Annotated in this window: 27 protein-coding genes; 23 read left to right on the forward strand and 4 right to left on the reverse strand. The window is 72.6% G+C overall.

Annotated elements, in window-relative coordinates:
* Positions 1-65: 65 nt before the first annotated feature.
* Positions 66-920: an LLM class flavin-dependent oxidoreductase gene (locus tag IG69_RS0108745; protein ID WP_030527783.1), complete on the reverse strand. Its 855-nt coding sequence runs from the start codon at positions 918-920 to the stop codon at positions 66-68.
* A gap of 163 nt (positions 921-1,083) precedes the next feature.
* On the opposite strand from IG69_RS0108745, the gene IG69_RS0108750 reads away from it, so the two are divergent.
* The 17 genes from IG69_RS0108750 to IG69_RS0108835 all read left to right on the forward strand — a co-directional run bounded on the left by IG69_RS0108750 (position 1,084) and on the right by IG69_RS0108835 (position 15,566).
* On the forward strand, positions 1,084-1,530 hold the full coding sequence (locus IG69_RS0108750; RefSeq protein WP_030527784.1) for a sensor histidine kinase: 447 nt from the start codon (positions 1,084-1,086) through the stop codon (positions 1,528-1,530).
* 242 nt (positions 1,531-1,772) lie between these two features.
* Entirely contained in the window at positions 1,773-1,988 is a 216-nt protein-coding gene (rpmE, locus tag IG69_RS0108755) for a 50S ribosomal protein L31 (RefSeq protein ID WP_030527785.1), read from the forward strand.
* Between the two features lie 85 nt (positions 1,989-2,073).
* Positions 2,074-3,150, forward strand: coding sequence for a peptide chain release factor 1 (gene prfA / locus IG69_RS0108760; RefSeq protein WP_030527786.1), 1,077 nt, complete (start codon positions 2,074-2,076; stop codon positions 3,148-3,150).
* A complete protein-coding gene (gene prmC / locus IG69_RS0108765; RefSeq protein ID WP_030527787.1) occupies positions 3,147-4,016 on the forward strand; it encodes a peptide chain release factor N(5)-glutamine methyltransferase in 870 nt (289 codons plus the stop codon). The genes prfA and prmC overlap by 4 nt, the downstream gene beginning before the upstream one ends.
* A 43-nt stretch (positions 4,017-4,059) precedes the next feature.
* Positions 4,060-4,776, forward strand: a complete 717-nt coding sequence (locus IG69_RS0108770) for an L-threonylcarbamoyladenylate synthase (protein WP_036829612.1) — start codon at positions 4,060-4,062, stop codon at positions 4,774-4,776.
* Positions 4,769-6,049 carry a serine hydroxymethyltransferase gene (locus IG69_RS0108775; RefSeq protein ID WP_030527789.1) on the forward strand — a complete coding sequence of 427 codons (1,281 nt, stop codon included), beginning with the start codon at positions 4,769-4,771 and terminating at the stop codon, positions 6,047-6,049. The genes IG69_RS0108770 and IG69_RS0108775 overlap by 8 nt, the downstream gene beginning before the upstream one ends.
* Positions 6,050-6,069: 20 nt before the next feature.
* Positions 6,070-7,455, forward strand: a complete 1,386-nt coding sequence (locus tag IG69_RS20960; RefSeq protein WP_051750387.1) for a sugar transferase — start codon at positions 6,070-6,072, stop codon at positions 7,453-7,455.
* Positions 7,456-7,550: 95 nt separating this feature from the next.
* Entirely contained in the window at positions 7,551-8,006 is a 456-nt protein-coding gene (locus IG69_RS0108785; protein WP_030527791.1) for a Cg1360 family ATP-synthase-associated protein, read from the forward strand.
* 115 nt (positions 8,007-8,121) lie between these two features.
* The gene (gene atpB, locus IG69_RS0108795) at positions 8,122-8,961 is read left to right on the forward strand and encodes a F0F1 ATP synthase subunit A (RefSeq protein WP_030527792.1); all 840 of its coding nucleotides are present in this window, start codon (positions 8,122-8,124) and stop codon (positions 8,959-8,961) included.
* 83 nt (positions 8,962-9,044) lie between these two features.
* Positions 9,045-9,266, forward strand: coding sequence for an ATP synthase F0 subunit C (atpE, locus tag IG69_RS0108800; RefSeq protein ID WP_030527793.1), 222 nt, complete (start codon positions 9,045-9,047; stop codon positions 9,264-9,266).
* 56 nt (positions 9,267-9,322) lie between these two features.
* On the forward strand, positions 9,323-9,907 hold the full coding sequence (locus tag IG69_RS0108805; protein WP_030527794.1) for a F0F1 ATP synthase subunit B: 585 nt from the start codon (positions 9,323-9,325) through the stop codon (positions 9,905-9,907).
* Positions 9,907-10,719: a F0F1 ATP synthase subunit delta gene (locus IG69_RS0108810; protein ID WP_030527795.1), complete on the forward strand. Its 813-nt coding sequence runs from the start codon at positions 9,907-9,909 to the stop codon at positions 10,717-10,719. The genes IG69_RS0108805 and IG69_RS0108810 overlap by 1 nt, the downstream gene beginning before the upstream one ends.
* A gap of 78 nt (positions 10,720-10,797) precedes the next feature.
* Positions 10,798-12,438, forward strand: a complete 1,641-nt coding sequence (atpA, locus tag IG69_RS0108815) for a F0F1 ATP synthase subunit alpha (RefSeq protein WP_030527796.1) — start codon at positions 10,798-10,800, stop codon at positions 12,436-12,438.
* Between the two features lie 36 nt (positions 12,439-12,474).
* A complete protein-coding gene (locus IG69_RS0108820; RefSeq protein WP_030527797.1) occupies positions 12,475-13,374 on the forward strand; it encodes a F0F1 ATP synthase subunit gamma in 900 nt (299 codons plus the stop codon).
* 14 nt (positions 13,375-13,388) lie between these two features.
* Complete coding sequence (gene atpD / locus IG69_RS0108825) at positions 13,389-14,846, forward strand: F0F1 ATP synthase subunit beta (protein ID WP_030527798.1); 1,458 nt, start codon at positions 13,389-13,391, stop codon at positions 14,844-14,846.
* Positions 14,843-15,109 carry a F0F1 ATP synthase subunit epsilon gene (locus IG69_RS0108830; RefSeq protein WP_030527799.1) on the forward strand — a complete coding sequence of 89 codons (267 nt, stop codon included), beginning with the start codon at positions 14,843-14,845 and terminating at the stop codon, positions 15,107-15,109. The genes atpD and IG69_RS0108830 overlap by 4 nt, the downstream gene beginning before the upstream one ends.
* Positions 15,110-15,134: 25 nt before the next feature.
* Complete coding sequence (locus tag IG69_RS0108835) at positions 15,135-15,566, forward strand: DUF2550 family protein (RefSeq protein ID WP_030527800.1); 432 nt, start codon at positions 15,135-15,137, stop codon at positions 15,564-15,566.
* A 2-nt stretch (positions 15,567-15,568) separates the two neighbouring features.
* Here IG69_RS0108835 and IG69_RS0108840 read toward each other — a convergent pair whose 3' ends face one another.
* A complete protein-coding gene (locus IG69_RS0108840; RefSeq protein ID WP_030527801.1) occupies positions 15,569-16,192 on the reverse strand; it encodes a cob(I)yrinic acid a,c-diamide adenosyltransferase in 624 nt (207 codons plus the stop codon).
* A gap of 153 nt (positions 16,193-16,345) precedes the next feature.
* On the opposite strand from IG69_RS0108840, the gene IG69_RS21580 reads away from it, so the two are divergent.
* Positions 16,346-16,684: an STAS domain-containing protein gene (locus tag IG69_RS21580; protein ID WP_242525824.1), complete on the forward strand. Its 339-nt coding sequence runs from the start codon at positions 16,346-16,348 to the stop codon at positions 16,682-16,684.
* A gap of 105 nt (positions 16,685-16,789) precedes the next feature.
* The gene (locus IG69_RS0108850; protein WP_030527803.1) at positions 16,790-18,868 is read left to right on the forward strand and encodes a protein meaA; all 2,079 of its coding nucleotides are present in this window, start codon (positions 16,790-16,792) and stop codon (positions 18,866-18,868) included.
* Between the two features lie 27 nt (positions 18,869-18,895).
* Here the strand turns inward: IG69_RS0108850 and IG69_RS0108855 are convergent, their stop codons facing one another.
* Positions 18,896-19,441 (reverse strand): type 1 glutamine amidotransferase domain-containing protein, encoded by a 546-nt coding sequence (locus IG69_RS0108855; RefSeq protein ID WP_030527804.1) that lies wholly within the window; start codon positions 19,439-19,441, stop codon positions 18,896-18,898.
* A gap of 426 nt (positions 19,442-19,867) precedes the next feature.
* Here IG69_RS0108855 and IG69_RS22100 point away from each other — a divergent pair, with 426 nt between their 5' ends.
* Positions 19,868-20,032 carry a hypothetical protein gene (locus IG69_RS22100; protein WP_157577464.1) on the forward strand — a complete coding sequence of 55 codons (165 nt, stop codon included), beginning with the start codon at positions 19,868-19,870 and terminating at the stop codon, positions 20,030-20,032.
* Between the two features lie 32 nt (positions 20,033-20,064).
* Here IG69_RS22100 and nucS read toward each other — a convergent pair whose 3' ends face one another.
* Entirely contained in the window at positions 20,065-20,760 is a 696-nt protein-coding gene (gene nucS, locus IG69_RS0108870) for an endonuclease NucS (protein WP_030527806.1), read from the reverse strand.
* Positions 20,761-20,844: 84 nt separating this feature from the next.
* Between nucS and IG69_RS0108875 the strand changes: the two genes are divergently transcribed.
* From IG69_RS0108875 to IG69_RS0108885, 3 genes are all read left to right on the forward strand, one after another.
* Entirely contained in the window at positions 20,845-21,300 is a 456-nt protein-coding gene (locus tag IG69_RS0108875; protein WP_157577466.1) for a hypothetical protein, read from the forward strand.
* A gap of 84 nt (positions 21,301-21,384) precedes the next feature.
* Complete coding sequence (locus IG69_RS0108880; protein WP_030527808.1) at positions 21,385-23,163, forward strand: 3-hydroxyacyl-CoA dehydrogenase family protein; 1,779 nt, start codon at positions 21,385-21,387, stop codon at positions 23,161-23,163.
* Between the two features lie 223 nt (positions 23,164-23,386).
* Positions 23,387-24,718 carry a peptidoglycan DD-metalloendopeptidase family protein gene (locus IG69_RS0108885; RefSeq protein WP_030527809.1) on the forward strand — a complete coding sequence of 444 codons (1,332 nt, stop codon included), beginning with the start codon at positions 23,387-23,389 and terminating at the stop codon, positions 24,716-24,718.
* The last annotated feature ends 34 nt before the right edge of the window (positions 24,719-24,752 follow it).

The raw sequence follows: 24,752 nt of genomic DNA on the forward strand, positions 1-24,752 counted from the left end.
CCGACCCGGCCGCCCCGGTCACGCCATGGCGTGGCCGGGGCGTCGTCGTCGCGGTGGACGGCACGTCAGCGCGGCGGACCGAGCGCGAGCCGGCGGCGCAGCTCCGTCCGCCCGGCGTCGTCGTCGGGGAGGTCCCACCAGGACTCGACCCACCACGTCGCGCCGGCCTCGGCCCACGCGTCGACCGGAGGACGGGCGTCGCCGAACGACCCGTGGGAGTCGCCCTCGACGACGACGTCGTAGCCGTCCATCGAGAGCCCGGCGCCGGCCCGTAGGTCGGTCAGCCGCGCGACGACCTCGCGCAGGGCGTCGTGGGTGAGGCGCGAGCCGGGGTCGTCCAGGCCCGCGCCGACGACCGCGGGCAGGACACCCTGCCAGCGGGCCGCGCGCTCGAGCGAGCGCTGGCGGGAGCGACCGGGCAGCAGCGCGCCGACGCACCAGACCGGCGGGTGCGGGCGCTGCGCCGGGGGAGGGGGCACGAGCTCGGTGACCGGCTGCGCCGACCAGTGCTCGCCCTGGTGCTCGAACGGCTGGCCGCGCAGGAGCCCGGCCCACACGGCGAGGCCCTCGTCGAGCTTCGCGGCGCGGGTCGCGCGGCCCTCGTCGGGCTCGAAGGCGAGCCAGTTGCCGTGCAGGGCGCCGAGCCCGACGCCGAGGGTGACCCGTCCACCGGAGAGCCGGTCGACGGAGGCCACCCGGGAGGCGAGGTCCCAGGGCCGGTAGCGGGACGCCGGGGTGACGATCGTGCCGAGCCGGATGCGCTCGGTGACCATCGCCGCCGCGGCGAGGGTCGCCCACGCGTCCTGCCCCCAGACGGCCTCCCACGTGAAGACCTGGTCCCACCCCGCGTCCTCCGCGACGCGCGCGAGATCGGCGAACTCGCGCTCGGTGGCCCACGGGACGACGGCTCCGTATCTCATCCGCCCGACGGTAGCCCCCGGGACCGACGGTCGGCCCGGGGCGATGACCGGTCGAGGAGGGCATCGGGCGAACGGCCCCACCTGCGGCCGAGGTCTGGACCGCACCCGGGGGCGGGTCCCTAGCGTGGCGGCACGCCCCCACCGAGCACCGGAAGGAGTCCCGATGTCCGCCCAGCCCGTCACCTCGCCACTGCCCGAGGCCCCCGACCTCTCCGCGCTGCTCGTCGACGCCGTGACCACCCTCGCCGCGGCCGCCTGCCGGCGCTCGCTCCTGTTCTCGGTCGACCTCGACGACGAGCCGCTCGACCTCCCGCTGCCCTCCGCGGCGTGGCACGACCTCGTCGTCCCGGTGCTCGTGCGGGCCGTGGCCACGCTGCCCCCGGGGACGGAGGTCGCGCTCTCGCTGGGCCGGCACGCCGGGCTCGTCACCCTGCGGCTCGGGGACACCGGCCCGGGCGTCGCCCCGGCCGGCTCCGACGGCGGCCTCACCCGCGAGGCCGTCGAGGCGCTCGGCGGCCGGCTCCACGTGACGTCGGTCGCCGGGGTGGGGAACGTCGTCGAGCTGACCTGGCCGACCGCCGCGCCGGGCCGGCACCTGTCCGTCGTCTGACGGGCCCGGGCACCGCCCGACGGCGGGAATGCCGCGGCCACCCGGGCCGTTGTGCAGGGTGGTCGAGGACGGAGCACCGCCGTTTAGGAGACGGTGACCTGCTCTGGCACACTTGACCGCTGGACCGGTTCACGGCACAGACGCGTTTCCTGAGCAGCCTCCCACGAGGGCCGCAGTCGGGGCGCCCAGGGTGACCAGCAGGGTGCTGGGCCCGCCGACCCGGAGACATCCGAGGAGACATCGTGAAGAAGGACATCCACCCCACGTACGTGGAGACCACCGTCACCTGCACGTGTGGCAACACGTTCACCACCCACAGCACCGCGGCCAACGGCGTCATCCACGCCGACGTCTGCAGCGCCTGCCACCCGTTCTACACGGGCAAGCAGAAGATCCTCGACACCGGTGGCCGCGTGGCCCGGTTCGAGGCCCGCTACGGCAAGAAGGCCGCCAAGTAGCATCCGCGACGCGCCGGTCCGCCCCTGGAGGGCGGGCCGGCGCGTCCGTGTCTCCACCCCCACCCGTCCCGAGGAGGTCCGGCCCGTGATCGAGTCCGCCGAGGTGCTCGTCGCCGAGCACGCCGCCCTCGAGCGTGCGATGGGGGACCCCGCCGTCGCCTCCGACCCCGACCGGCTGCGCGAGGCCAACCAGCGCTACGCCGCGCTCGGCCCGGTCGTCGCCGCGCACCGCGCCTGGCGCACGGCCCACGACGACCTCGGGGCGGCCCGCGAGCTGGCCGGCGAGGACCCGGCCTTCGCCGAGGAGCTGCCCGCGCTCGAGGCGGAGGTCGCCGCGGCCGAGGACCGGCTGCGCCGCCTCCTCGTGCCGCGCGACCCCGAGGACGACCGCGACGTCATCCTCGAGGTCAAGGCGGGGGAGGGCGGCGAGGAGTCGGCCCTCTTCGCCGGTGACCTCCTGCGGATGTACCTGCGGCACGCGGAGCGCCGCGGCTGGCGCACCGAGGTCCTCGACGCGACCGAGTCCGACCTCGGCGGCTACAAGGACGTCCGCGTCTCGGTGAAGTCGCGGGGCGCGGTGGCGCCCGGCGAGGCGCCGTGGGCGCGCCTGAAGTACGAGGGCGGCGTGCACCGCGTGCAGCGCGTTCCCGTCACCGAGAGCCAGGGCCGCATCCACACCTCCGCCGCCGGGGTCTGGGTCATGCCCGAGGCCGAGGAGGTCGAGGTGACGATCGACGCGGGCGACCTGCGGATCGACGTCTTTCGCAGCAGCGGCCCGGGCGGGCAGAGCGTCAACACGACCGACTCCGCCGTCCGGATCACGCACCTGCCGACCGGGCTCGTCGTCTCGTGCCAGAACGAGAAGAGCCAGCTGCAGAACCGCGAGGCCGCGCTGCGGGTGCTGCGCGCCCGCCTGCACCAGATGGCGATGGACGAGCGGCACGCCGCCGAGTCCGACGCCCGCGCGAGCCAGGTCCGCACCGTCGACCGCAGCGAGCGCATCCGCACGTACAACTTCCCCGAGAACCGCGTCAGCGACCACCGCACCGGCTACAAGGCGCACAACCTCGACGCCGTGCTCGACGGCGACCTCGACCCGGTCGTGCAGTCCGCCGTCGACGCCGACGAGGCCGCGAGGCTCGCCGCCATCTCCGACCGATGACGACGACCGACGTCCTCCTCGCCGGGGCGCGGGCCGCGCTCGCGGGGGCCGGCGTCCCGTCGCCGGACGCCGACGCCGTCGAGCTCCTGTCGCACGTGCTCGGCGTCGACCACGGCGAGGTGCGGATGCGGGGCATCCTGCGCACGGCCGTCGTCGAGCGGGACGCGGCGCGGTTCGAGGACCTCGTGCAGGAACGGGCCGCGCGGGTGCCGCTGCAGCACCTCACCGGACGGGCGCACTTCCGGCACCTGACCCTCGCCGTGGGGCCCGGCGTCTTCGTGCCGCGCCCCGAGACCGAGCTGACGGCCGGGCACGCGGTCGAGGCGGCCCGCGTGGCGGGGTCGGCCCCGGTCGTCGTCGACCTCTGCACCGGGTCGGGGGCCATCGCGCTCGCCGTCGCCGACGAGGTGCCGGGCGCCCGGGTGCACGCCGTCGAGCTGTCGCCCGAGGCGCACGGCTGGGCGCGTCGCAACACCGACCGACTCGGCCTGCCGGTGGACCTGCGGCTCGGTGACGCCACGACGGCCTTCGACGACCTCGAGGGGACGGTCGACGTCGTCGTGAGCAACCCGCCGTACATCCCCGACGGCGCCGTCCCGGTCGACCCCGAGGTGCGCGACCACGACCCGGCCCTGGCGCTGTACGGCCGCTCCGCCGACGGCCTCGCCGTGCCGCTCGCCGTCGCCGCGCGGGCCGCGGTGCTCTTGCACGCCGGCGGGGTGCTCGTCATGGAGCACGCCGACGAGCAGGGCGAGAGCCTGCCGGCGGCGCTGCGGGCGACGGGGGAGTGGCGCGACGTCGTCGACCACCGCGACCTCGCCGGCCGGCCGCGCACCACCGTCGCGGTCCGCGACGGGCGCGGCTGAACCCTCCGCGTCCCGGCGGGGCCCGCGCCCTACGCTGGTCCCCATGAGCCCGGTCTTCGACTGCACCACCGAGGCGGGGCGCGCCGACGCGCTGCCCAAGGTCGCCGAGGGGGTCCGCAACGGACGTCTCGTCGTCCTGCCCACCGACACCGTGTACGGCATCGGCGCCGACGCCTTCTCGCCGGAGGCCGTCCGCGACCTCCTCGACGCCAAGGGCCGTGGCACCGACATGCCGCCGCCGGTCCTCGTCCCCGAGGCGCGCACGCTCGAGGGCCTCGCGACCGAGGTGCCCGACTACGCGCGCGCGCTGGTCGAGGAGTTCTGGCCCGGCCCGCTCACCGTCGTCCTGCGCGCCCAGCCCTCGCTCGCCTGGGACCTCGGCGAGACCGGCGGCACGGTCGCGCTGCGGATGCCCGACGACGAGGTCGCCCTCGCGCTCCTGCGCGAGGTCGGCCCGATGGCCGTGAGCAGCGCCAACCGCCACGGGTACCCCTCGAGCCGAACGGTCGTCGAGGCCGCGACGCAGCTCGGCGCAAGCGTCGAGTTCTACCTCGACGGCGGCCCGAGCACGGGCGGCCTCGCGTCGACCATCGTCGACTGCACCCGCGACGAGCCGGCCATCCTCCGGCTCGGCGCGCTGTCGGAGGAGGCCGTCATGGCCGTCGTCGAGCGCTCGCGCGCCGACGCCCTAGAGTTGTCGGGCGCCGGGCCCGGCGCGAGCAGCCAGGACGAGCCGCGGGAGAGCGCCGACGATGAGTGACACGTTCTACGGATCCGACTTCGACGCCCTCTCGGCGTTCGACCCCGAGATCGCCTCGGTCCTCACCGGCGAGCTCGACCGGCTCCGCGGCGGGCTGCAGCTCATCGCCAGCGAGAACCTCTCGAGCCCCGAGGTCCTCACGGCCCTCGGCTCGACGCTGTCGAACAAGTACGCCGAGGGCTACCCGGGGCGCCGCTACTACGGCGGCTGCTCGGAGGTCGACAAGGCCGAGTCGCTCGCCATCGAGCGCGCCAAGGCCCTCTTCGGCGCCGACCACGCCAACGTCCAGCCGCACTCGGGCGCCAGCGCGAACCAGGCCGTGTACGGCGCGTTCCTCAAGCCGGGCGAGACCATCCTCGCGATGAGCCTCCCGCACGGCGGGCACCTGACCCACGGCACCAAGGTCTCGTTCTCCGGCAAGTGGTTCGACGCCGTGCACTACGGCGTCGACAAGGACACCGAGGACATCGACTACGACGAGGTCGAGCGCCTCGCCAAGGAGCACCGCCCCAAGGTGCTCCTCGCCGGCGGGTCCGCCATCCCGCGCACCATCGACTTCGCGCGCTTCCGGGCCATCGCCGACGAGGTCGGCGCGATCTTCTGGGTCGACGCCGCGCACTTCATCGGCCTCGTCGCCGGGCAGGCCATCGAGAGCCCGGTGCCGCACGCCGACGTCGTCTCGTTCACGACGCACAAGGTGCTGCGCGGCCCGCGCTCCGGCGCGATCGTCTGCCGCGAGGAGCACGCCGCCGCCATCGACAAGGCCGTCTTCCCGATGATGCAGGGTGGCCCGCAGATGCACACGATCGCCGCGAAGGCCGTCAACTTCAAGGAGTGCGCGACCCCCGAGTACGCCGCGTACACGCGCCAGGTCATCGCCAACGCGAAGGTGCTCGCGCAGGCCCTCGGGGAGCACGGGATCCGCCCGACGACCGGTGGTACGGACACCCACCTCAGCCTGCACGACCTTCAGGGTGTGCACGTGACCGGTGTCGACGCCGAGGCGCGCAGCGACGCCGCGGGGATCACGCTCAACAAGAACGCGATCCCGTTCGACCCCCAGAAGCCGAACATCGCGTCCGGCATCCGGGTCGGCACCCCGTGCGTCACGACGCAGGGGATGGGCGAGGACGAGATGCGCACCATCGCGCGCCTCATCGCCCGGGCCGTCACCGAGGGCGACGCCGACCCGCAGCACGCGGTCTCGCGCGAGGTCCGCGCCGAGGTCACCGAGCTCGTGCAGGCGTTCCCGGCGTACCCCCGCCCGGCCTGAGGCCGCCGGAGCCGCCGCCCGTGACCGACTCCGTCCCGGCCCCCGAACCGCGCCTGCTGACCCGGCTCAACCGCCGGGGCTTCCGGCTCGTCATGGTGCTCGACGCCGGGGCCGTGTTCCTGCTGTCGGTGCTGTCGATGCTCTGGCGCAACGGGCTGCCGCCCTGGCCGACGTACCCGACGGCCCTCTACGGGCTGTCGTTCGCCGTCTCCTCCCTCATCTTCCTCGTGGCCTTCTACTTCGGCGGGCTCTACGAGCGCGAGCCCCGGCTCGGGGGAGCAGCGGTCCTGCCGCGGGCGGCGCGGCTCTCGCTCGCCGCCGGCAGCTTCGTCGCCCTGCTCAACCTCGTGCTCAGCGCCCTGCTGCGCCAGCGCGGGTCGATCGTCGACCGGCCCCTTCCGTTCCCGATCCTCAACCTCGTGGCGGTCATCGCGCTCGCGGGGGTCGCCGTCGCGGTCAACCGCGGCGTCGTCCACTGGATGCGCACGCGGCGCGAAGGTCCTCCGCGCGTCGTGCTCGCGGGGCTCGGCCCCGACATCGAGCTGGCCCGCCAGCACGTCGTCGACAACCACTCGCGGCTCGAGGTCGTCGCCGAGGTCGACGACCCGCACCGCATCGTCGAGGTGGTGGCGCGCACGGGGGCGACGGACGTCCTGCTCCTGACCGCCGCGTGGCTCGACGTCTGGTACCCCCGCACGATCGGCCGGCTGGACCAGCAGGACGTCACGGTGCTGCTGCGCGTCGGCGGGCGCGAGACGCTCTTCGGCCTGGACCGGCTGCGCGAGGTCGCAGGCCTGCCCTTCGTGCTCCTCATGCCGCAGACCATGGCCATCTCGCAGCGACGGTTCAAGCGGCTGCTCGACCTCGTCCTCGTCGTCCCCACCGCCCCCGTCTGGCTGCTGCTGCTCGGGGGAGTGGCGCTGCACCAGCTCGCCGTCGCGGGGCGCCCGCTGCTCTACCGCCAGACGCGCGTCGGCGTCGGCGGCGAGACGTTCGAGATGGTCAAGTTCCGCACGATGCGCACCGACGCCGAGGTCGAGGGTGCCCAGCTCTCGAGCGGGACGGCGGACCCCCGCGTCATCCCCGCCTGCCGCTGGGTGCGGGCCACCCGCGCCGACGAGCTGCCGCAGATCCTCCACATCCTGACCGGCCGGATGTCCGTCGTCGGCCCGCGCCCGGAGCGCCCCGAGCTGACGGCGGGGTTCGACCAGGAGATCGCGGGGTACACCCGCCGCCACGAGGTCCCTCCCGGGCTGACGGGCCTCGCGCAGATCCACGGGCGCTACCACACCGACGCCCAGTACAAGCTCGGCTACGACCTGCAGTACCTCGTCAACTGGTCCCCGGTGCTCGACCTCGAGATCATCGCGCGGACCATCTGGGTGGTCCTCGCCCGGCGCGTCTGACCTGCGCTTTTGGCCCCGCCGGGGGCTTGTGATAACTTTCACAAGCCGTCCACGGAGAGTCGATCTCCACCCCTCGACGACAAGGCCGATCACGGATGACCGACCCCCAGGAGAACGCCGTCGCCCCCGCCGGGGCGCCGTTCGCGGTGATGCTGCGAGGAGCGCTGCTCCCGTCCACCGTCGCCGGCGTCGTGGCCGTGGTCGTCCTGACGGTCGTGCGCGGGGGAGACGCCTTCGTCGGCTCGCTGCTCGGCCTCGCCGTCTCCGTCGGCTTCTACGCCTCGGGGATGTTCCTGCTCAGCCGGCTCGTCCGCAGCGCCAGCCCGCACGCGTTCTTCGCCGTCGCGATGGCCGTGTACTTCGGGCAGGTCCTGCTCCTGCTCGTGTTCTTCATCGTCTTCCGTGACGCCTCCTGGGTCGACGGCACCGCGCTCGCGGTGACCGCCCTCGTCGTCACCATCGCCTGGCAGGCCTTCGCCTGGCGCGCGATGCGCACCGCTCGTTTCCCCGTCTACGACGAGCCCGCAGCGGACCCGGAGGAGCGCCCGTGAGCGCGCCCGGGACCGCGGGTCCCGCCGTCGCGACCACTCGCGGCGGTCGGGTAGCGTACGTCCAGTCCACCCGGGTGCCCGTCGTCGGCGCCTGTGAATTCCCCGAGGAGAGGCTGTGAGCCCGACCGTGGTCTCCGCTAGCTGGCTGCCCGCCGCCGTCGCGACCGCCGAAGGAGGCGAGGGGGGCTTCCAGACCCCCGGCGTGGCCAACTTCTGGTGGCCCGTCGTGCCGTTCGACGGCACCGGCCCGTGGGTGCTGACCCGCCCGGCACTCGTCCTGCTCATCTCGGTCGGCCTCCTCGCGTGGTTCTACCTCGGCGCGACCCGCAAGCTGTCGGTCGTCCCGACCAAGAGCCAGTTCCTCGTCGAGGGCAGCTACAACTTCGTCCGCAACACCATCGGGCGCGACATCATCGGCAGCAAGGACTTCCTGCAGTTCGTCCCGTTGCTCATGACGCTCTTCACGCTCATCCTCGTGAACAACGTCTTCGGCATCGTCCCGTTCATCCAGTTCCCGACGATGAGCCGCCTCGGCATCCCGCTCGTGCTCACGGTGATCGTCTACATCACCTACCACACGGTCGCGATCCGCCGGAAGCACGGAGTCCTGCCCTACTTCAAGAGCCTCGTGCCCCCCGGCCTGCCGGGCTGGCTCAAGCCGATCCTCTTCGCGCTGGAGTTCCTCACGTACTTCGTGATCCGGCCGCTGACGCTCGCGCTGCGACTCTTCGGCAACATGCTGGCCGGCCACCTGATGCTCCTCGTGTTCATCCTCGGCGGCGAGTACCTCCTCCTCCACGGGGACAACCTCTTCCTCAACGCCTCGGGCGTCCTCTCCTTCGTCTTCTCGATCGCGATGACGTTCTTCGAGCTCCTCATCGAGTTCCTCCAGGCGTTCATCTTCACCCTCCTCGCCGCGCTCTACATCAGCGACGCGGTGAGCGAGCACCACTGACCCCCGGCCTCGTCCGGTAGCACGACCCCCGCACCATCCCCGACGTCGGGACCGGCCCGGCGCCACCGAAAGGAACACACGACATGTACGGCTCCATCGCCTACCTCGGCTACGGTCTCGCCGCGATCGGCCCCGGCATCGGTGTCGGCCTGATCTTCGCCGCCTACATCAACGGTGTGGCCCGTCAGCCCGAGGCCCGCGGCATGCTCCAGACCATCGCCTTCACCGGCATGGCGATCACGGAGGCGCTGGCCATCCTCGGTCTCGTCTTCGCCTTCGTCTTCCAGGGCACGAACCCGAACTGACGTCGGGTCACCGACCTGCACCTGCTCGACCTGAACCGACGAGATAAGGACGCGATGTGCTCACCGCATCCGTAGTGGCCGCCGAGGAGACCGGATTCCCCTCGGGCTTCCCGCTGCTGCCCCACCCCGCCGAGATGATCATCGGCATCATCGCCTTCGGCATCCTGTACTGGCTGTACAAGACGAAGGTCGTCCCGCGCCTCGAGGAGCTCTACGAGGAGCGCGCCGCGGCGATCGAGGGCGGCATGCAGCAGGCCGAGGTCGCCCAGGCCGAGGCCCGGGCCGCGCTGGAGCAGTACACGGCCCAGCTCGCCGAGGCCCGCGCCGAGGCGAACTCGATCCGCGAGTCCGCCCGCGAGCAGGGCGCCCAGATCGTCGCGGAGATGCGCGCGCAGGCCCAGGCCGAGGCGTCCCGCATCACCGAGTCGGCCAAGCGCCAGGTCGAGGCCGAGCGCCAGCAGGCCGTGGTCCAGCTGCGCCAGGAGGTCGGCACGCTGTCGACCGCCCTCGCGAGCAAGATCGTCGGCGAGTCCCTCGAGGACGAGGTGCGTCAGAAGGGCATCGTCGACCGCTTCCTCGCGGAGCTCGAGGCCGGCGAGGTCCGGCCCGAGAAGGTCGCGCCGGCCGGGCAGGACGCCTGATGCGTGGCTCGTCCCGCGGTGCCGCGAAGGCCTCCCAGGAGGCCCTCGACACCGCCCTGCGCGGCGGTGACGCCGGGACCCTCGCCGAGGAGCTCTTCGCGGTGACCGGTGTCGTCGAGGGCAACGCGTCGCTGCGACGCGCCCTCGCCGACCCCTCCCGCGAGGGCTCGGCGAAGGCCGGGCTCGCCCGCTCGCTCTTCGGCAGCCGCCTCGGCGCCTCCACCGCCGAGCTCGTCGCCACGGTGGCGGGCCAGCGGTGGGCCGACGAGCGCGACCTCGGCGACACCCTCGAGAGCCTCGCCGTGCAGGCGGTCCTCGCGGGTGCCGAGTCCGCGGGCCGCATCGACCGGGTCGAGGACGAGCTGTTCCGCTTCGAGCGGATCGTCGCCGCCGACCCCGGTCTGCGCGACACGCTCTCCAGCCGCAACACCGACGCCGAGGGCAAGGCCGGCCTCGTCCGGACGCTGCTGGCCGCCAAGGCCGCCCCCGAGACGGTGCGCCTCGTCGAGCAGGCCGTGCGCACGCCGCGCGGTCGTCGGCTCGACCGGGTCATGGAGGCCTACCTCGAGCTCGCCTCGCGCCGTCGCGACGAGCTCACCGCCCTGGTGACGACCGCCGTCGCCCTGAGCGAGCAGCAGCAGGCCCGCCTGCGCAGCGCGCTCGAGAAGCACTACGGCAAGGCCGTCGCCCTCCAGGTGGTCCTCGAGCCCGCCGTCATGGGCGGCATCCGGGTCCAGGTCGGCGACGAGGTCGTCGACGGGACCGTGCTGCGCCGCCTCGACGAGGCGCGCCGGCACGTCACCGGCAGCTGACCTCCGCACGACAACTTCAGACGCACGACCACACGAACTGCGGCCCACAGGGGCCGGTGACCGAGGAGAAGATCACACATGACGGAGCTCTCGATCCGTCCGGACGAGATCCGGGACGCGCTGGACAGCTACGTGCGCTCCTACGAGCCGGGGGCGGCCTCCCGCGAGGAGGTCGGCCGCGTCACCGACGCCGGTGACGGCATCGCGCACGTCGAGGGCCTGCCCTCGGCGATGACCAACGAGCTGCTGCAGTTCGAGGACGGCACGCTGGGCCTCGCGCTCAACCTCGACGTCCACGAGATCGGCGTCGTCGTCCTCGGTGACTTCTCCAAGATCGAGGAGGGCCAGGAGGTCAAGCGGACCGGCGAGGTCCTCTCGGTCCCCGTCGGGGACGCGTTCCTCGGCCGCGTCGTCGACCCGCTCGGCAACCCCATCGACGGTCTCGGCGAGATCGCCTCGGACGAGCGCCGCGCGCTCGAGCTCCAGGCGCCGACCGTCGTCCAGCGCAAGTCGGTCCACCAGCCGCTGCAGACCGGCCTCAAGGCCGTCGACGCGATGACGCCCATCGGGCGTGGCCAGCGCCAGCTGATCATCGGTGACCGCCAGACCGGCAAGACCACGGTCGCGGTCGACACGATCATCAACCAGAAGGAGTTCTGGGAGACCGGCGACCCGGAGAAGCAGGTCCGCTGCATCTACGTCGCCATCGGCCAGAAGGGCTCGACGATCGCCTCCGTGCGCGGCACCCTCGAGGACGCCGGCGCGATGGAGTACACGACCATCGTCGCGGCCCCCGCCTCCGACTCCGCGGGCTTCAAGTACCTCGCGCCGTACACCGGCTCGGCCATCGGCCAGCACTGGATGTACCAGGGCAAGCACGTCCTCATCGTCTTCGACGACCTGTCCAAGCAGGCCGAGGCCTACCGCGCCGTCTCCCTCCTGCTGCGCCGCCCGCCGGGCCGCGAGGCCTACCCCGGTGACGTCTTCTACCTGCACAGCCGGCTGCTCGAGCGCTGCGCGAAGCTCTCCGACGAGCTCGGCGCGGGCTCGATGACCGGCCTGCCGATCATCGAGACCAAGGCGGGTGACGTCTCGGCGTACATCCCGACCAACGTCATCTCGATCACCGACGGCCAGATCTACCTCCAGGCCGACCTGTTCAACGCCAACGTCCGCCCGGCGATCGACGTGGGTGTCTCCGTCTCCCGCGTCGGTGGTGCCGCGCAGATCAAGGCGATGAAGTCGGTCGCCGGCCGCCTCAAGCTCGACCTCGCGCAGTACCGCGCCCTCGAGGCCTTCGCGATGTTCGCGTCCGACCTCGACCCGGCCTCCCGCGCCCAGCTCGCGAAGGGAGCCCGCCTCGTCGAGCTCCTCAAGCAGCGCCAGGCCGCGCCGGTCCCGGTCGAGGAGCAGGTCGTCTCCATCTGGATGGGCACGACCGGCAAGCTCGACAGCGTCGCCGTCGAGGACGTGCGTCGCTTCGAGGGCGAGTTCCTCGACCACCTGCGCCGCACCAAGGGCGACCTCCTCGCGGCCATCCGCGAGACGGGGAAGTTCGAGGAGAGCACCGAGCAGGCGCTCGAGGCCGAGGTCGAGACCTTCAAGACCAAGCTCTTCGACGGCTCGGGCGCCGAGTCGGTCCCGGTCAACGACCAGGGCGAGGACGGCAGCGAGGCGATGGACTCCGACCAGGAGCAGATCGTCCGCCAGAAGCGCTGACGCCCTCCACCGAGACACGACGAAAGGCGGGATGACATGGGAGCGCAGATCCGGGAGTACCGGCAGCGCATCCGCGCCGTCAGCTCGACGAAGAAGATCACCCGGGCCATGGAGCTCATGGCCGCGGCCCGCGTCGTCAAGGCGCAGGAGGCGGTCCGCGAGTCCTCGCCGTACGCCCGGGCGCTGACCCGTGCGGTCTCGGCGGTGGCGACGTTCTCGACCGAGGACCACCCGCTCACCTCCGAGAAGACCGACGTGCGGCGTGCGGCGGTCGTCATCATGACCTCCGACCGCGGCCTCGCGGGTGCGTACTCCTCCTCGGTCATCAAGGAGAGCGAGCGCCTCGTCGCGCGCCTGCGCGACGAGGGCAAGGAGGTCGTGCCCTACCTCCTCGGCCGCAAGGCGATCGGGTTCTACAAGTTCCGCCACCGCGAGATCGCGGCGGAGTGGAGCGGCTTCTCCGAGAAGCCGTCCTTCGAGATCGCCCGCGAGGTCGGGGAGCGGCTCGTCGCCGACTTCACGACGGCGACCGACGAGGGCGGCATCGACGAGGTGCACGTCGTCTTCAGCCGCTTCGTGTCGATGGTGACCCAGGAGCCGGACGTCATCCGCCTCCTGCCGCTCGAGGTCGTCGAGGGTGAGGAGAAGCCGTCCGCGGACGAGCTGCTCCCGCTGTACGACTTCGAGCCGGGGGCCGCCCAGGTGCTCGACGCGCTGCTGCCGAAGTACGTCAACGCGCGGCTCTTCAACTGCATGCTCCAGGCCGCCGCCTCCGAGCTCGCCGCCCGCCAGCGGGCGATGAAGTCGGCGACGGACAACGCCGAGGAGCTCATCAAGAAGTACACCCGGCTGGCGAACCAGGCGCGCCAGGCCGAGATCACCCAAGAGATCAGCGAAATCGTCGGTGGCGCCAGCGCGCTGGCCGAGAGCAAGTGAGTGAGAGAGAGACCATGACTGCCACTGTCACCGAGAACAGCGAGGCCGCCGCCGCCGGCGCGGTCGGCCGGATCTCCCGCATCATCGGCCCGGTCGTCGACGTCGAGTTCCCCGTCGACGGCATGCCGGACCAGTACAACCTGCTGACCACCGAGGTCGAGATCGGCGGCGAGAAGAAGTCGCTCAACCTCGAGGTCGCCCAGCACATCGGCGACAACATGGTCCGCGCCATCTCCCTGCAGCCGACCGACGGTCTCGTCCGCGGCACGGCGGTGCAGGACACCGGCGGCCCCATCACGGTGCCCGTCGGCGACGTCACGCTCGGCAAGGTGTTCAACACGACCGGTGAGGTCATGAACCTCGCCGAGGGCGAGCGCTTCGAGGTCAACGAGCGCTGGGGGATCCACCGCAAGGCCCCGGCCTTCGACCAGCTCGAGTCCAAGACCCAGATGTTCGAGACGGGCATCAAGGTCATCGACCTGCTCACCCCGTACGTCCAGGGTGGGAAGATCGGCCTCTTCGGTGGTGCGGGCGTCGGCAAGACCGTCCTCATCCAGGAGATGATCGCCCGCGTCGCCCGCGACCACGGTGGTGTGTCGGTGTTCGCCGGTGTCGGCGAGCGCACCCGTGAGGGCAACGACCTCATGGTCGAGATGGAGGAGGCCGGCGTCCTCGGCCAGACCGCCCTGGTCTTCGGCCAGATGGACGAGCCGCCGGGCACCCGCCTGCGCGTCGCCCTGTCGGCGCTGACGATGGCGGAGTACTTCCGCGACGTCCAGAAGCAGGACGTGCTCCTGTTCATCGACAACATCTTCCGCTTCACGCAGGCCGGCTCCGAGGTCTCGACCCTCCTCGGCCGCATGCCGTCCGCGGTGGGCTACCAGCCGACCCTCGCCGACGAGATGGGCACCCTCCAGGAGCGCATCACCTCGACGCGTGGTCACTCGATCACCTCGATGCAGGCGATCTACGTCCCCGCCGACGACTACACCGACCCGGCGCCGGCCACGACGTTCGCGCACCTCGACGCGACGACCGAGCTCTCGCGCGAGATCGCGTCGCTCGGCATCTACCCGGCCGTCGACCCGCTCACCTCGACGAGCCGGATCCTCGACCGCCGCTACATCGCCGAGGACCACTACAGCACCGCGCTGCGCGTCAAGGGGATCCTCCAGCGCAACAAGGAGCTGCAGGACATCATCGCGATCCTCGGCATCGACGAGCTCTCCGAGGAGGACAAGGTCCTCGTCAACCGGGCCCGTCGCCTCCAGCGCTTCCTGTCGCAGAACACCTACGTCGCGAAGCAGTTCACCGGCATCGAGGGCTCCACGGTCTCGCTCGCCGACACGATCGAGGGCTTCACCAAGATCTGTGACGGCGACTTCGACCACGTCGGTGAGCAGGCGTTCTTCATGTGCGGTGGCCTCGACGACGTCGAGCGCCAGTGGGCCGAGATCCAGAAGAACCTCTGATGGCTCTCCAGGTCGAGCTCGTCGCCGCGGACCGCAAGGTCTGGGAGGGCGAGGCCAGCCAGGTCAGCGCCCGCTCGACCGAGGGCGACCTCGGCGTGCTCCCGGGCCACCAGCCGATGCTCGTCGTCCTCGCCGAGGGCGAGGTCCGCATCAACGCCGGTGGCTGGAAGAGCGCGGTCGTCGACGGCGGCTTCATGTCGGTCGACCACGACCGCGTGACGATCGTCGCCGAGACGGTGGACGCCGCCGGCATGGGTTCCTGACGACACGGGCGGGGACGGGCTTCGGATGGATGCACTGGTCGTCTCCGAGCTCGTCCTCGCCCTCGTCGTCCTCACCGTCCTCGGCGCGCTCACCTTCGTGTGGGCGCGCCGTCGGTTCATCTCCGGGGACGGTCGTCCCGTCATGCTCTGCGCGCTGCGCGACGACGACGGGGGACGCTGGCGCCTGGGCCTGGCCCGGCTCGGGGCCGAGCGCTTCGAGTGGTTCAGCATCGTCGGGCCGTCGCTGCGGCCCGAGGTCTCCTGGCTGCGCGGGGAGGTCGAGCTCGGCTCGCCGCAGCCGACGACCGAGGTCATCCCCGGGCTGTCGGAGCCGGTGGCCGTGACCGGCACCGCGGCGGGCCGCTCGTGCGAGTTCGCCTTCGTGCCGGCGGCCTACACCGCCGTCCGGGCCTGGCTCGAGTCGAGCCCGCCCGGACTCAACGTCAACGTCGCCTGACCTCAGCGGGCGTTGGGGTCGGCCTCGCGGCCGCCGCCGGGCGCCCAGAGGACGTCGCCGCCGGCGTCGACGTTGGCCGTGCGGGCGAGGACGAAGAGCAGGTCCGAGAGCCGGTTGAGGTACTGCGCGGTCGTCGGGTTGACCCCGCCGTGGCCGCGCTCGGTGCCCGGCTCGGTGCCGTACTCCTCGATGGCCGCCCACGTCGAGCGCTCGGCCCGCCGGACGACGGTGAGCGCCTGGTGCAGGTAGGCCGAGCCGGGCGTGCCGCCGGGCAGGATGAACGAGCGCAGCTTCTCGAGCGGGGCGAGCCAGGTGTCGCAGTCGGCCTCGAGCTCGGCGACCCACTCGTCCTTGACGCGCAGCGGCGGGTACTCGTAGCTCTCCTGGAGCGGCGTGCACAGGTCGGCGCCGACGTCGAAGAGGTCGTTCTGCACGCGCAGCAGGACGGTGCGCACCTCGACCGGCAGCCCGCCGCACGCGATGGCGACGCCGAGGGCGGCGTTCGCCTCGTTGACGTCCGCGTAGGCGGCCAGGCGCACGTCGGTCTTGCGGGTGCGGCTGAGGTCGCCGAGCGCCGTCGTGCCGTCGTCGCCGGTCCGGGTCCAGATCCGGGTGAGGTTGACCATGCGCACAGTCTGGCAGGCGACCGGCACGGCCACGGCGCTGGCCGCTAGGTGACATCGGCGACGTCGTTGTCGAATCGTGACCGTGTGCGCTGGGCCACCGGGGTGGGTTCGTGGGTCGATAGGGGCACACGACGACGTGGAGAGGGGGAGGACGTGGCCGACCGGGGAGAACCGACCGCGACCATCACCGAGCACGCCCGGGACGAGGGTGTGCTCATCACCGTGACGGGGCGCCTCGACGCCCGCAGCGCCGCCGACCTCAGGTCGGCGCTGCACCGGGTCATCGCCCAGGGCGCGGACCCGCTCCATCTCGACCTCACGGGGGCGCACATCGGGGACGCGTGCGCCCTCGGGCTGCTGCTCGAGGCGCACCGGCGGGCCCACCGCGCCGGTCGGCGCCTCGTCGTCGTGGCCGCCGACGACCGCACCCGCCGTCTGCTCCTGCGCCTGCGGCTGCCCGGCCTGCTGGCGCCGCCGGTCCCCGTGCCCTGAGCGGCGGCCGGCGCGACGCCGGCCGCCGTGGCGTGCCTCACGTGTGGGCACTCTCACCGCCGGACGACCTACCCGGCTCCGGGGCCCGCGGCTAGCGTTCCGGCCATGTCCGAGAGCAGCGACGCCCCGCGCCCCGAGCGCGACCGCCCGTGGGTCATGCGCACCTACGCCGGCCACTCGAGCGCGGCGGCGAGCAACGCGCTCTACCGGCGCAACCTCGAGAAGGGCCAGACCGGCCTGTCGGTCGCCTTCGACCTGCCGACCCAGACCGGCTACGACCCGGACCACGCGCTGGCCCGCGGCGAGGTCGGCAAGGTCGGCGTCCCCGTGTCGCACGTCGGCGACATGCGGGCGCTCTTCGACGGCATCCCGCTCGCCGAGATGAACACGTCGATGACGATCAACGCGACGGCGATGTGGCTGCTCGCCCTGTACCAGGTGGTCGCCGAGGAGCAGGCCGAGGCGGCCGGGCTCGACCCCGACGAGGCGGTCCGGGCGCTGGCCGGCACGACGCAGAACGACATCATCAAGGAGTACCTGTCGCGGGGGACCTACGCGTTCCCGCCCGGACCCTCGATGCGGCTGATCACCGACCTCGTCGCGCACACCGTCGCCGAGATCCCGCGGTGGAACCCGATCAACATCTGCAGCTACCACCTCCAGGAGGCCGGGGCGACGCCGGTGCAGGAGGTCGCCTACGCGATGTCGACCGCGATCGCGGTCCTCGACGCGGTCCGCGACTCCGGGCAGGTGCCGCCGGAGCGGTTCGGCGAGGTCGTCGCCCGCATCTCGTTCTTCGTCAACGCCGGCGTGCGGTTCGTCGAGGAGATGTGCAAGATGCGCGCCTTCGTCCGGCTCTGGGACGAGGTGACGCTCGAGCGCTACGGCGTGCAGGACCCCAAGCAGCGGCGCTTCCGCTACGGCGTGCAGGTCAACTCGCTGGGGCTCACCGAGGCCCAGCCCGAGAACAACGTCCAGCGCATCGTCCTCGAGATGCTCGCCGTCACCCTGAGCAAGGACGCGCGGGCCCGCGCCGTGCAGCTGCCGGCGTGGAACGAGGCGCTCGGGCTGCCCCGGCCGTGGGACCAGCAGTGGTCGCTGCGGATCCAGCAGGTGCTCGCCTACGAGTCCGACCTGCTCGAGTACGCGGACCTCTTCGAGGGGTCGGTCGTCGTCGAGGCCAAGGTCGAGGAGCTGCTCGCCGGGGCGCGCGAGGAGATGGCGAGGGTCGCCGAGCTCGGCGGCGCGGTCGCGGCGGTCGAGGGCGGCTACATGAAGTCCGAGCTCGTCGCGTCGCATGCGCGCCGCCGCTCCCGCATCGAGGCGGGCGAGGAGGTCGTCATCGGCGTCAACCGCTTCGAGTCGACCGAGCCCAACCCGCTGACCGCCGACCTCGACACCGCGATCCAGACCGTCGACCCCGGGGTCGAGGCCGCCGCCGTCGAGGCGGTGCGGCGCTGGCGCGAGGAGCGGGACGCCGACCCCGCCCGGCGCGAGCGGGCCGAGCGCGCCCTCGCCCGCCTGCGCGAGGACGCGGCCGGGTCGACCAACCTCGTGCCCGCGACGCTCGAGTGCGCGCGGGCCGGGCTGACGACGGGGGAATGGGCCGGCGCGCTGCGCGAGGTGTTCGGCGAGTTCCGGGCGCCGACGGGGGTCACGGGCTCGGTCGGGGTCGCCGCGGGCAGCGCCGAGCTGGTCCGGGTGCGCGAGCTCGTCCGCTCGACCGGCGAGGAGCTCGGCGAGCGGCTGCGCGTGCTCGTCGGCAAGCCGGGGCTCGACGGGCACTCCAACGGGGCCGAGCAGGTGGCCGTCCGGGCCCGGGACGCCGGCTTCGAGGTCGTCTACCAAGGCATCCGGCTGACGCCCGAGCAGATCGTCGGCGCGGCCGTCGCCGAGGACGTCCACCTCGTCGGGCTCTCGATCCTCTCCGGCTCGCACATGGAGCTCGTGCCCGACGTCCTCGAGCGGATGCGGGCCGCCGGGGCCGGTGACGTGCCGGTCATCGTCGGCGGGATCATCCCGGACGCCGACGCGGCCCGGCTCAAGGCGCTCGGGGTGGCCGAGGTGTTCACCCCGAAGGACTTCGGGCTCAACGACATCATGGCCCGCTTCGTCGACGTCATCCGCGAGTCCCGGAACCTCGCACCGCCGGCCGCCGACAGCGACGCGCCCGCCCCGGCCTGAGCCGGGACGGGCGCGAGGGGGCGTCGGTCAGGCGCCGAGGGCGTCGGTCAGGGCCTTGCCGAACGCGGGGAGGTCGTCGGGGTTGCGGCTCGTGATGAGGTTGTCGTCGATGACGACCTCGCGGTCCTCCCACGTCGCGCCCGCGTTGCGCAGGTCGGTCTGCAGGCTCGGCCACGAGGTGAGCGTGCGACCGCGCAGGACGTCCGCCTCGATGAGCGTCCACGGGGCGTGGCAGATCGCGGCGACCGGCTTGCCGGACTCGACGAACGTGCGCACGAAGGAGACGGCGTCCTGCTCGGTGCGCAGGGCGTCCGGGTTGGCGACACCGCCGGGCAGGACGAGCGCGTCGTAGTCGCCGACCTCGGCGTCGGAGACGACGACGTCGACGGAGAAGGTGTCGGCCTTGTCGAGGTGGTTGAAGGCCTGCACCTCGCCGGACTCTGTGGAGACGAGGACGGGGGTGTGGCCGGCCTGCTCGACGGCCTTCCAGGGCTCGGTGAGCTCGACCTGCTCGATGCCCTCGGTGGCGACGAGGAAGGCGACCTTGCGGGGGGTGGTGTTGGTGTCGGTCATGAGCATCGGCTACCCGGCCGGGAGGACGCCGAAACAGCGGTGCGGAGGTACCGTGTCGTCCCTGTGATGACGCGGATGTTGGATCGGGACGGGGATGCATCCGCGACGCCGACGAGCTTCCGCGCCGTCACCGTGATGACGCGGATTCTTGGCCGGCGAGGCCGAGTACGACGAGCCGTCCGTTTACCGCGACGCCGGGGGATGGCTCTCCGCGAGAGGGCGTGAGCAGGTCCGGGAGCTGGGTCTGCACGACGACCGCGTCGCCGGCCTGCCGGAGGGCGACCCGGCCTTCCAGGACGTCTTCGACGCCTGGCTGCGGCGCGGGGACCTCGACCGCCGGGTCCCGGGAGCGGAGAGCGGCCACGAGGTGCTCGCGCGGGTCCGAGCGGCGCTGCTCTCGCTGACCGACGAGTTCCGGGTGAGCAGGTGCTCGTCGTCACCCACGGCGGTGTCATGGCCTTCGCGGTGCCCCGGCTCTGCGACAACCTTCGCGACGACCACGTTCTGGACCACGGGTTCGTGCCGAACGCGGTGCCGCTGCGGTTCACCGTCGGGGACGATGGCTGGACCGCGGGCGCTTGGCCGGTCTGAGTCCCGTTCGAGGTCGAGAGGATCGTCCGGGCTCAGAAGAGGCGGTGCTCGGTGTCGTCGATGCCGCGCAGGGCGTCGTAGTCGAGGACGACGCAGCGGATGCCGCGGTCCTCGGCGAGGGTGCGCGCCTGCGGCTTGATGACCTGGGCGGCGAAGATGCCGGTGACCGGCGCGAGGTGCGGGTCACGGTTCATCAGCTCGAGGTAGCGGGTCAGCTGCTCGACGCCGTCGATCTCGCCGCGCCGCTTGATCTCGACGGCGACGTGGCCGCCGGAGGCGTCGCGGCAGAGGATGTCGACCGGCCCGATCGCCGTCATGTACTCGCGGCGCGAGAGGGTCCAGCCCTCCCCGAGGGTCGTGATGTGCTCGGCGAGCAGCCGCTGGAGGTGCGCCTCGACCCCGTCCTTGACGAGGCCGGGGTCGACCCCGAGGTCGTGCGAGCTGTCGTGGTGGACCTCGTGCAGGCGCACCCGCAGCCGGTCCTCGGACTTCGCGTGCTGGACGACCCAGACCGCGCTCACGCCGTCGGCGGCCTCGGTCTCGTCGGGGGCGACCTCGGCCATCGCGCACGGCGGGGACATCCAGTTGAGCGGCTTGTACGAGCCGCCGTCGGAGTGGACGAGCACCGAGCCGTCGGCCTTGACGAGGAGCAGGCGCGTCGCGAGGGGCAGGTGGGCGCTCAGGCGTCCCTCGTAGTCGACCGAGCACGTCGCGATGACCATCCGCACGAGCGTGAACCCTACCGACCGGCCGTCGAGGCCGCTTGCCCCGCCCCGGACCCCGCGCGCACACTGGTGCCCGAGGTGAGGCCGATGAGGGCAGCGCTGGTGCCGCTGGTGCTCGTGGCGCTGCCGGGCGCCGTCTTCGTCGCCGGCCTCTCCCTCCTGCGCTGGTTCACCGGCGAGCCCGCGCCGCGGGTCCTGCGCCGGCTCGGCCGGCCGACCCGGTGGTGCGCCGACCGGCTGCGGGGTGTGGCCGACGGGATGGAGCGCGTCGGGATGGTGCGGCGGACCCGTCCCGAGCCGGTGCTGCCGGTGCTCCTCGTCCTCGAGCTGCGCCGGCTGGCCGCGGAGGTCGTGCGCATCGAAGGCGACGACCAGCCGCACCGCGCCGCCCGGCTCGCCGCCGCGCGGGCCGCGTACGACCACGTCCTCGTGCAGCTCTGCGGCCACGCCCGCGTGCCGACACCCATCGGCCTGCTGCCGCTGGACCCGCGCGACCGGCTCGGGCTGGAGGTCGAGCTCGTCGCCGCGGGCGTCGACTGGTGACGCCGGGCCCCGCGGCCACGGGGTAAGCAGCGTCACGCCCCGCCGGTCTCGTGGCCCGTGGGGCCCTCTGGAAGGATCGCCGCCATGACGCGTGACTTCACCAGCGTGGGTGTGATCGGCCTCGGGACCATGGGCGCAGGCATCGTGGAGGTGTTCGCGCGCAACGGCATCGACGTCGTCGCGGTCGACGCGAACGAGGCCGGGGTGGCCCACGGTCGCGAGATCCTCGCCGGCAGCACCGGCCGCGCCCTGCGCCGCGAGAAGATCACCCAGGAGCAGCACGACGCCCTCCACGCCCGGGTCCGCTTCACGAGCGACCTCGCCGACCTCGCGGGCTGCCAGCTCGTCGTCGAGGCCGTCCCGGAGCAGCTGGAGCTGAAGAAGCAGATCCTCGGTCGGCTCGACGACATCGTCGCTGCTGACGCCGTCCTCGCGACGAACACCTCCTCGCTGCCCGTCACCGAGATCGCCGTCGCCACCCGAGACCCCAAGCGCGTCGTCGGGATGCACTTCTTCAACCCGGCCCCGGTGCAGCAGTTCGTCGAGGTCATCCGCACCGTCATCACGGCCGACGACGTCTTCGAGGACGTCAAGGCCCTCGCCGAGCGGATCGGCAAGAAGCCGGTCATCGTCGGCGACAAGGCGGGCTTCATCGCCAACGCCCTGCTCTTCGGCTACCTCAACCACGCCGTCGCGATGTACGAGAGCCGCTACGCCACCCGCGAGGACCTCGACGCCGCGATGCGCTTCGGGTGCGGTTACCCGATGGGCCCGCTCCAGCTGCTCGACCTCATCGGCCTCGACACCGCGTACGAGATCCTCGACACGATGTACAAGCAGGGTCGCGACCGCCTCCACGCCCCGAGCCCGATCATCAAGCAGATGGTCTCCGCCGGCCTGCTCGGCCGGAAGTCGGGCCGCGGCTTCTACACCTACTCCGCCCCCGGCTCGCCCGAGGTCGTCGCCGACGCGCAGACCCCGTCCGGCGGGGTGCCCGCGGGCGTCGACCTGCGCGAGGTGCGCACGGTCGGCGTCGTCGGGAGCGGCACGATGGCGACCGGCATCATCGAGGTCTTCGCGAAGGCCGGCTACGCGGTGACGTTCGTCGCCCGCTCGGACGCCAAGGTCGCCGACGTCGTCACCACGCTCGGCCGCAGCTGCGCCCGCGCGGTCGAGAAGGGCCGGATGGAGCAGGCCGACGCCGACGCGCTCCTGGGCCGGGTCGCCGGCGCGACCGGGCGCGAGGCGCTCGCCGACGTCGACCTCGTCGTCGAGGCCGTCGCCGAGGACCTCGCGGTCAAGCAGGACCTCTTCCGCGACCTGGACCGCATCTGCAAGCCGGGCGCGATCCTCGCGACGACCACCTCGTCGCTGCCCATCATCGACTGCGCCAAGGTCACCGCCCGGCCGCAGGACGTCATCGGGATGCACTTCTTCAACCCGGCGCAGGTGATGAAGCTGGTCGAGGTCGTCCACACGATCTCGACCGCGCCCGACGTCGTCGCGACCGTCCAGGACCTGTGCGCGAGGACCGGCAAGGTGGCCGTCACCTGCGGCGACCGCAGCGGCTTCGTCGTCAACGCGCTGCTCTTCCCGTACCTCAACGACGCCGTGAAGATGCTCGAGGCCAACTACGCGAGCGCCGACGACATCGACACCGCGATGAAGACCGGCTGCGGGCTGCCGATGGGGCCCTTCGAGCTGCTCGACGTCGTCGGGCTCGACGTGTCGCTGGCCATCGAGCGCGAGCTCTACCTCGAGTTCCGTGAGCGCGGCTACGCGCCGGCGCCGCTGCTCGAGCACCTCGTGACGGCCGGCTACCTCGGTCGGAAGACCGGGCGCGGGTTCCGCACGTACGCCTGAGCCCGGCCCGTCCGGGCGTGGCCGATCGGTGGATGGGCATCGGCCGGACGGACATCACACACCTTTCGGGGTGCGCACCGGCGTGTCGCACGGGATCCTGAGGGGGAGATCGGTGCTGCAGCGCAGACGTGGACCCTCTGCCCAGCACGCCCTGCCGCCCACCTCACGACGCCGTGCACCCCTGCCGCACGGCGCGGTGAGGACTGCCCGAGGAGCCGACGTCATGCAGTCCACCCCTGTCCTGCGAGTCCCGCGCGCCGTCGGGCGCGTCCTCCTGGCCGCCGCCACGGTCGTCGCCGCCGCGGTCGGTGCCACCGCCCCCGCGCTCGCCGACGGGCCGCGCATCGTGCGCCCCGTCGTCCTGCCGGCCGCCCCGGCGCCGGGCCGGGTCGCGGCCATCGACTCGAGCCACCCGTACAGCGCGCCGGTGTGGCTGCCGCTGCGCAAGGCCTCGGCCATCTCGTGCGTGAAGTCCAACTGCGCGGGCAGCGGCGGCGACTACCACGGCTACTGGGCGATCGACTTCATCGGCGACCTCGGGGAGCCGGTCTACGCGGCCGGCGCGGGCGTGTTCCACGTCGGGGCGACCAGCCGGACCTGCAGCACCTCGGGCCAGAGCGACGGCACGTGGGGCTGGGTCGACCACGGGGGCGGCGTCGTCACCAAGTACACGCACCTGGACTCGCTCACCGTGGCGGAGGGGACCCGGGTCACACCGAGCACCCAGATCGGGCGGATGGGGCACTGGGGCGACACCCTGCCCTGCACGACGAACTACCTGCACTTCGAGGTCCGCGAGGGCGGCATCAAGGGCACGCGGGTGGAGCCGCGCATCCTGTCGGCCTGCACCGCGTACGGGCGCGCGGACTACCCGAAGGCCTTCGGCGTCTCGTCCTTCGACAGCCTCGTCAAGGGGCAGAGCTCCACGGTCGACTCGACGAACGCGTGCATCGCCTCCCCGTGGGTCTCGACGCCGACCGCGCCGCGCCTCTCGGTCACCCGCCAGAGCTCCTCCGCGCAGCTGTCGTGGGGCACGCCGCCCGCCGGCACGACGACGGTCCGCATCGCCACGCAGCTGTGGAGCCCGAGCCTGTCGGCGTGGAACGACCCGGTCTACCGCACCTACGGCGGCACGACGACCGGCACCACGTTGACGAGCCTGACCAACGGCCGCACCTACCGGACGACGGTGGCCTTCGCGAACGCCTCGGGCTTCAGCGCCTGGGCGCCGCAGGTGTCGTACGTCCCGGCGAGCGTGCCCTCGGTGCCGAAGAGCCCCCGCTTCCTCACCTCGCCGACCCGCGACTACATCCACTACGGCTGGTGGAAGAGCACCGACAACGGCGCGGCCGTCTCCCGCTACGAGACGCAGGTGCGCTGCTACTACGGCACCGCGTGGAAGCCGTGGACGACGAGGACGACGAACGCCTCGACGTACTACTACAACCACCGTGGCCTGACCGGGTACCAGACCTGCCAGGTGCGGGTCCGGGCGGTCAACGCGATGGGCGCCAGCGCCTGGTCGGCCGCGAGCCAGATCCGCAAGCAGCGCTGAGCCGTCCGGGCCGTCGGGGCCGCCGCGCCGGCCA

Origin of the sequence: Phycicoccus jejuensis (genome assembly GCF_000720925.1) — a bacterium.
Taxonomy (GTDB): Bacteria; Actinomycetota; Actinomycetes; order Actinomycetales; family Dermatophilaceae; genus Phycicoccus; species Phycicoccus jejuensis.

Bases quoted from the DNA above. Each gene is read 5' to 3' on its own strand.
- IG69_RS0108745 (WP_030527783.1), bottom strand. From the start codon at position 920: ATGAGATACGGAGCCGTCGTCCCGTGGGCCACCGAGCGCGAGTTCGCC.
- atpD (WP_030527798.1), top strand. From the start codon at position 13,389: ATGACTGCCACTGTCACCGAGAACAGCGAGGCCGCCGCCGCCGGCGCG.
- IG69_RS0108885 (WP_030527809.1), top strand. From the start codon at position 23,387: ATGCAGTCCACCCCTGTCCTGCGAGTCCCGCGCGCCGTCGGGCGCGTC.
- IG69_RS0108785 (WP_030527791.1), top strand. From the start codon at position 7,551: ATGACCGACCCCCAGGAGAACGCCGTCGCCCCCGCCGGGGCGCCGTTC.
- IG69_RS0108770 (WP_036829612.1), top strand. From the start codon at position 4,060: ATGAGCCCGGTCTTCGACTGCACCACCGAGGCGGGGCGCGCCGACGCG.
- IG69_RS0108810 (WP_030527795.1), top strand. From the start codon at position 9,907: ATGCGTGGCTCGTCCCGCGGTGCCGCGAAGGCCTCCCAGGAGGCCCTC.
- IG69_RS0108835 (WP_030527800.1), top strand. From the start codon at position 15,135: ATGGATGCACTGGTCGTCTCCGAGCTCGTCCTCGCCCTCGTCGTCCTC.
- IG69_RS0108775 (WP_030527789.1), top strand. From the start codon at position 4,769: ATGAGTGACACGTTCTACGGATCCGACTTCGACGCCCTCTCGGCGTTC.
- IG69_RS0108875 (WP_157577466.1), top strand. From the start codon at position 20,845: ATGAGGGCAGCGCTGGTGCCGCTGGTGCTCGTGGCGCTGCCGGGCGCC.
- IG69_RS0108820 (WP_030527797.1), top strand. From the start codon at position 12,475: ATGGGAGCGCAGATCCGGGAGTACCGGCAGCGCATCCGCGCCGTCAGC.
- IG69_RS0108850 (WP_030527803.1), top strand. From the start codon at position 16,790: ATGTCCGAGAGCAGCGACGCCCCGCGCCCCGAGCGCGACCGCCCGTGG.
- atpA (WP_030527796.1), top strand. From the start codon at position 10,798: ATGACGGAGCTCTCGATCCGTCCGGACGAGATCCGGGACGCGCTGGAC.
- IG69_RS0108750 (WP_030527784.1), top strand. From the start codon at position 1,084: ATGTCCGCCCAGCCCGTCACCTCGCCACTGCCCGAGGCCCCCGACCTC.
- IG69_RS0108840 (WP_030527801.1), bottom strand. From the start codon at position 16,192: ATGGTCAACCTCACCCGGATCTGGACCCGGACCGGCGACGACGGCACG.
- prmC (WP_030527787.1), top strand. From the start codon at position 3,147: ATGACGACGACCGACGTCCTCCTCGCCGGGGCGCGGGCCGCGCTCGCG.
- atpE (WP_030527793.1), top strand. From the start codon at position 9,045: ATGTACGGCTCCATCGCCTACCTCGGCTACGGTCTCGCCGCGATCGGC.
- IG69_RS0108855 (WP_030527804.1), bottom strand. From the start codon at position 19,441: ATGACCGACACCAACACCACCCCCCGCAAGGTCGCCTTCCTCGTCGCC.
- IG69_RS0108880 (WP_030527808.1), top strand. From the start codon at position 21,385: ATGACGCGTGACTTCACCAGCGTGGGTGTGATCGGCCTCGGGACCATG.